Source organism: Sphingomonas sp. Ag1, from assembly GCF_000980895.1.
In the GTDB taxonomy this organism is placed as follows: Bacteria; Pseudomonadota; Alphaproteobacteria; order Sphingomonadales; family Sphingomonadaceae; genus Sphingomonas; species Sphingomonas panaciterrae.
In genome coordinates, this window is the sequence record NZ_LAZX01000049.1 from 1 (window position 1) to 4892 (window position 4892).

Below are 4892 nucleotides of genomic sequence, written 5' to 3' on the forward strand. Positions count from 1 at the left end.
GCGATGGTGTCGAGCGCGCGCATCGCGGAGGCGGCGCGGCTGCAATATGAAAAGGTCGCCGCCGGCACGCGGGAGGAGAACAAGCAGGTCGCCGCCGCGCAGGTGCGGTCCGCCGAGGCGCTGGTGTTCGCAGCCGATGCGGCTGAGCGTGAGACGCGGCTGATTTCGCCAATTGATGGCGAGGTATCGCGGCGGCTGGTGCAGCCGGGCGAGATCGTCAGCCCGATCCTGCCCGCGATCCAGCTGATCGCGATCGATCGGCCGTGGGTGACGGTCAACGTCCAGGAGGATGATTTCAGGGGCATGAAGCAGGGCCGCGTGCTGCGCGGCACCGTGCCCGCGCTGGGCAAGACCATCGATTTTCGCGTCACCAACATCGCGCCACAGGGCAGCTACGCCACGTTCCGTGCGACGCGGCAGTCGAGCGGCTATGACGTTCACGCCTTTGCTGTGAAGCTGGAGCCGACGCAGCGCGCCACGGGGCTGCGGCCGGGGATGAGCGTCCTGTTCGACTGGCCGCAATGAGCGCGTTCGCGGCATCCTTTCGGCAGGAAGCCGCGCGAATCCTCCGTACCCCGCTCGACCTTTTCCTGCTCACGCTGTTTCCGCTGGTGATGCTGGCGGCGATGGCGGCCATGATGTGGGGCGGCACGCTGAGCAACCTGCCCGTCGTCATCGTCGATCAGGACGGCGGCCCGCTCGCCCGCGCGATCACGCGCAACATTGATGCGACACCGTATCTGGAGGTGGTGGCGCAGACGCCGCAGCGCGCCGAAGCGCTGGCCATGGTTCGCCGCGAACAGGCTGTCGCCTTCATGGTCATTCCAAAAGGCGTCGGCACCCGTGGGGCCACCGATCCGCCGGTGACGGTGTTCTACGAGGCGGTGTTCCTGTCGACAGGATCGGTCGCCTCCACCTATCTGCGGCTCGTCACCACGGCGACGCTGTTGGCCCAGGCGCCACGCGACCTGGGCGTGGCAGGGGCGTCTGTTGCCGGGCGCACGCTGCCGACGATCCAGATCACGCTGCTCGGCAACCCGACGCTCAGCCTCGAATGGTTCCTCGGGATGCTGATCGGGCCCAGCATCCTCCATCTGGTGATCGCCATTTCCTGCATCGGCTCGCTCGGGCTGTTGCTGCGCGACAAGTCATTCGGCGCCTATGTCCGTGACACGCCGGCGCCCGTGGCGGCGCTGTCGGGACGACTGGCGGTGCACGTCCTGGCCGGCATAATGTGGGGCGTGGCGTGGCTGCTGTGGATGACGCTGGCGCGTGGCTATCGCGTCGAGGGCAGCGTGGCGCTGATCGTGATCGGGCTGGTCCTGCTGTTCATTGCCACGGCGGCGATCGGCCTGTTGTTCATCGCGGTCACCCGCGAGGTGGGCACGTCCTTTTCCGGTGCGGTCATCGTCGCCGGATCGGCGCTCGCCTATTCCGGCGCGACGCTGCCGCTCAGCGGCGGGCTGTGGTATGCGCAGGACTGGAGCAAGGTGCTGCCGCTCACCCACTACATCTTGTTGCAGATGGACCAGCTGATCGGCGTCACCGCGCGCGCCGACCTGACGCCAATGATCGCGCTGCTGCTCTATCCGCTGATCGGCGGCGTCGTCGGCATGGTGCTGATCGTGCGATCGAAGCGCCCGGTATGAGCTTCCTCCGGGCGCTCGAGCAGACGCTGCTGACGATCATCCGCACGCGCGAGTTGCTGATGCTCGCGGTCGTCTCCGTGCTGTTCTACGCCGTTTATTATCCCGCGCCTTATCAACAGCAGACGGCGACCGACATCGCGCTGGTGGTGGTGGACGCCGATCGTTCGCCCATGTCGCGCGCGCTGGTGCGGCACCTTTCGGATACACGCGCGGTCTTCGTCGTGGTGGAAACGGGCAATCTGGGCGAAGCGCGCGAACTGGTGCGCGCGCGCAAGGCCGATGGCGTCGTGTACCTCGCGCCGCACCTGCAACAGCGCGTCCTGTCGCGCGGCGGGGGGACGGGCATCGCCTTATGGCTGAACGGTGCGTACTTCGTCCGCGCCGAGGCGATCGGGGAGACGCTTGGCGAGGTGGCGCTCGATGCGCTGGACGAACTGGCGCAAACGGTGCCGGCGATCGCGCGGCAGCGCGCGCCTGAGGTGCTGGTGCAGCCGATCTTTACCACCGGCGGCTATCGCGATTACGTCTTCCCGGCGGTCGCCAACATCATCCTGCAACAGACGTTGCTCGCCGCGTCCGCGCGGCTGGTGGCGGATCGCCGCCAGCGCGGCTGGACGGTCATGCGCCGGGCGGAGGCGCTTGGCATGCTGGCCGCCGCCGTGCTCGTCGGTGTCCTGACGACGGGTTTCTACTTCGGCTTCGTCTATTGGGCGCAAGGGGTGCCGCGCGGCGGCAACATGCCGGGGCTGCTGCTGGCGATCCCGCCGTTCGCGGTGGCGGTGGCGGGACTCGGCATGGTGCTGGGCAGCCTGTTTCGCGCCGGCGACGACGCGCTGAAGGTGCTCCTGCCCACGTCCTTGCCGCTGTTGTTCCTGGGCGGCTTCGCCTGGCCGCTCTATGCCATGCCGCAATGGTTGGCGACGGGCGCATGGCTGTCGCCAGCGACGCCTGCGACGCACCTGTTCATTCGCTTCAACCAGATGGGGGCAACGCTGGCGGAGGCATGGGGGCCGTTCTGCGTCATGGCGGGGCTCGCCGCCTGCTATACCGCCGGCTTCCTGTGGCGGGTGCGGCGCCTGAACGCCGAGGTCTGCACCGGGGGTGCCTGACGATCGTCGGTGTCCGCAGACGCCGCCGCAACTGCGACGGCGCCTGCGGACCCGTGACGGATCAGAAGTTCACGCGTGCCCGGACGCCATAGCTCTGGGCGTCGTTCAGGAAGCGGATGTTGAGCGCCGATCCGACCAGCGCCTTGGTCGACGCCTGCTGATCGGTGAAGTTGGTCGCCCACGCCTCCAGCCGGTAATTGCCGATCGTGTAGCCGACGCCGAGGTTCAGCGTGGTGAAGCCCACCTGGCGATCGGGGAAGCCGGCCTGCGCCGCGCTCTGCCGCTCGCCGTCGAGGAAGACGATGTCCTTCTCATTGAACTGCGACAGGAAGTAGGACGAACGATAGTTCAGCAGCGCCTGCCAGTCGAACCGGCCGCGGCCCATTTCGAACCACTGCGCCAGCTTCACGCTGACATTGTACTTGGATGCCAGCGGCAGGCGGTTGCCCGTCAGGTCGATCAGCGGCGATTCGCCCGTCTCGTTGTTCTGCCCGCGCGCGTCGGCGACGGTGCCGCGCGTGATCTTCGTGTCGAGGAACGCGAAGTTGGTATCGAGCGAGAAATTGCCCGGCAGGTTGAAGCGCGCCTCAGCTTCCAGACCGTAGATGCGCGATGCGCCGATGTTGCGGTTCACCAGCGAATAGCCGTTGCACTGCGGCGGTGTCTGCGTCGTGTCGAGGTTGATGCAGGTCAGGTCCTGGAACACCTGGTCCTGATAGTCATAGTAGAAGCCGGTCAGGTTCAGGTACGCACGGCGACCGAAGGCGGTGAAGCTGTTGCGCGACCCCGCCTCGAACACGGTCAGGCTTTCCGGCTTGAACGTCTCGGGGATCGGCGAGGTCTGGAACGTGTCGTTGAACCCGCCCGACTTATGCCCGGTCGAAACCTTCGCGTAGAGCATGTTGTCCGACGTGATGTCATATTCCAGCCCGACGCGATAATCGACGAAGTTGAACTTCGCGGAGCCGCGCTGCTGCCCCGGGATCGTCAGATTGGCATAGCTGAAGCCGCCGTTGGTGCCGGTCGGGCACGTGACGAACCCATTGTCGATGTCCGGGCGCGTGAAGCAGGTGCCGTTCGGGTTGGTGCCGTTGGCGATCGAGCCGATCTGCTGGATCAGCGTGTCGCGCGCGCCCGGGCTCTTGATGCCTTCGATCAGGAACTGCGCATATTGCTGCGGCGTGGTCAGGCCGGTGACGTTGAAGTTCGGCCGGTCGAGCAGCGCCGGGCGGAAGCCCTCGGTGCCGAGCCGGGTGCTGACGCAGCACGCGCCATCCGCGCCGCCCAGCGTCAGCGCCCAATTGCCGCCGATGCCGTAACGCGACTTCTTCTCGTCGGTGTAGCGGATGCCGCCGATCACGCGCAGGCGATCGGTCACGTCATACGTGCCGTCGGCGAAGAAGGCGAAGCTTTCGCCGTTCACGTCAGGCATCGTGAACTCGGTGCCCGAATAGCAGCAGTAACCGCGATCGGCGACCGCCATATAGCCGACCTGCTGCTTTTCCTTGAAGTAGAAGCCGCCCAAGTTCCAGCGCAGCGACTGGTCGGAATCGGCACTGGCGCGCAGCTCATAGACCTGGCTCTGCGACTTGGTCTGCCAGAAGTTGTTCGAAAAATTGTCGAACTGCACCGTCGAATAATCGCGGCCGTTCCACGCGATGCTCTCGCTGCTGGCGTTGGACTGCATGAAATCGACCGAGCGGTAGCTGCCCGTCGCCTCGACCGAGAAGGTGTCAAAGCGATAGCCGATCTTGCCCTGAACGCCCCAGAGCTCGTTCTCCATGTCGCCCTGCTGGCCGCGATAGACGACGCGGCGCAGGTCGAGCTGCTCGGGCCGCAGCCCGGTGGCCTCGACCGCGGCGAAGATGTTGGCGCCCGGATAGCCGGTGCCGGTTTCCTTGCCATAGTCACCGACGACCGACAGCGAGAGACGATCGGTCGGCTCCCAGCGCAGCGACACGCGGCCGGCGTAATTCTCTTCGAGGCCGGCAGGCTTCAGACGGCTCGCCTGCGGATCGGGCGAGGCGTTCTTGAAGCCATAATCCTTGTTCACATAATAGCCGGCAACGCGGGCGGCGAAATTGTCGCTCAGCGGCACGTTGATCGCGCCCTCGGCGGCATAGCTGTCGCGATT

4 protein-coding genes are annotated in these 4892 nt (G+C 66.3%); 3 read left to right on the forward strand and 1 reads right to left on the reverse strand.

What is annotated here, in order from left to right:
• From XM50_RS00625 to XM50_RS00635, 3 genes are all read left to right on the forward strand, one after another.
• A partial coding sequence (locus XM50_RS00625; RefSeq protein ID WP_046406513.1) for an HlyD family secretion protein occupies window positions 1-525 on the forward strand: 525 nt, incomplete at its 5' end.
• Window positions 522-1649, forward strand: coding sequence for an ABC transporter permease (locus XM50_RS00630; RefSeq protein WP_046406515.1), 1128 nt, complete (start codon window positions 522-524; stop codon window positions 1647-1649). The genes XM50_RS00625 and XM50_RS00630, both read left to right, overlap by 4 nt.
• Window positions 1646-2758, forward strand: a complete 1113-nt coding sequence (locus tag XM50_RS00635; protein WP_052742309.1) for an ABC transporter permease — start codon at window positions 1646-1648, stop codon at window positions 2756-2758. Before XM50_RS00630 ends, XM50_RS00635 begins: the two co-directional genes overlap by 4 nt.
• A 61-nt stretch (window positions 2759-2819) precedes the next feature.
• Here XM50_RS00635 and XM50_RS00640 read toward each other — a convergent pair.
• Window positions 2820-4892: TonB-dependent receptor domain-containing protein (locus XM50_RS00640; RefSeq protein ID WP_046406516.1), on the reverse strand; the 2073-nt coding region annotated here is incomplete at its 5' end.

Excerpts from the sequence above, each read along its gene's own strand:
- XM50_RS00635 (WP_052742309.1), top strand. The coding sequence starts at position 1,646 with ATGAGCTTCCTCCGGGCGCTCGAGCAGACGCTGCTGACGATCATCCGC.
- XM50_RS00630 (WP_046406515.1), top strand. The coding sequence starts at position 522 with ATGAGCGCGTTCGCGGCATCCTTTCGGCAGGAAGCCGCGCGAATCCTC.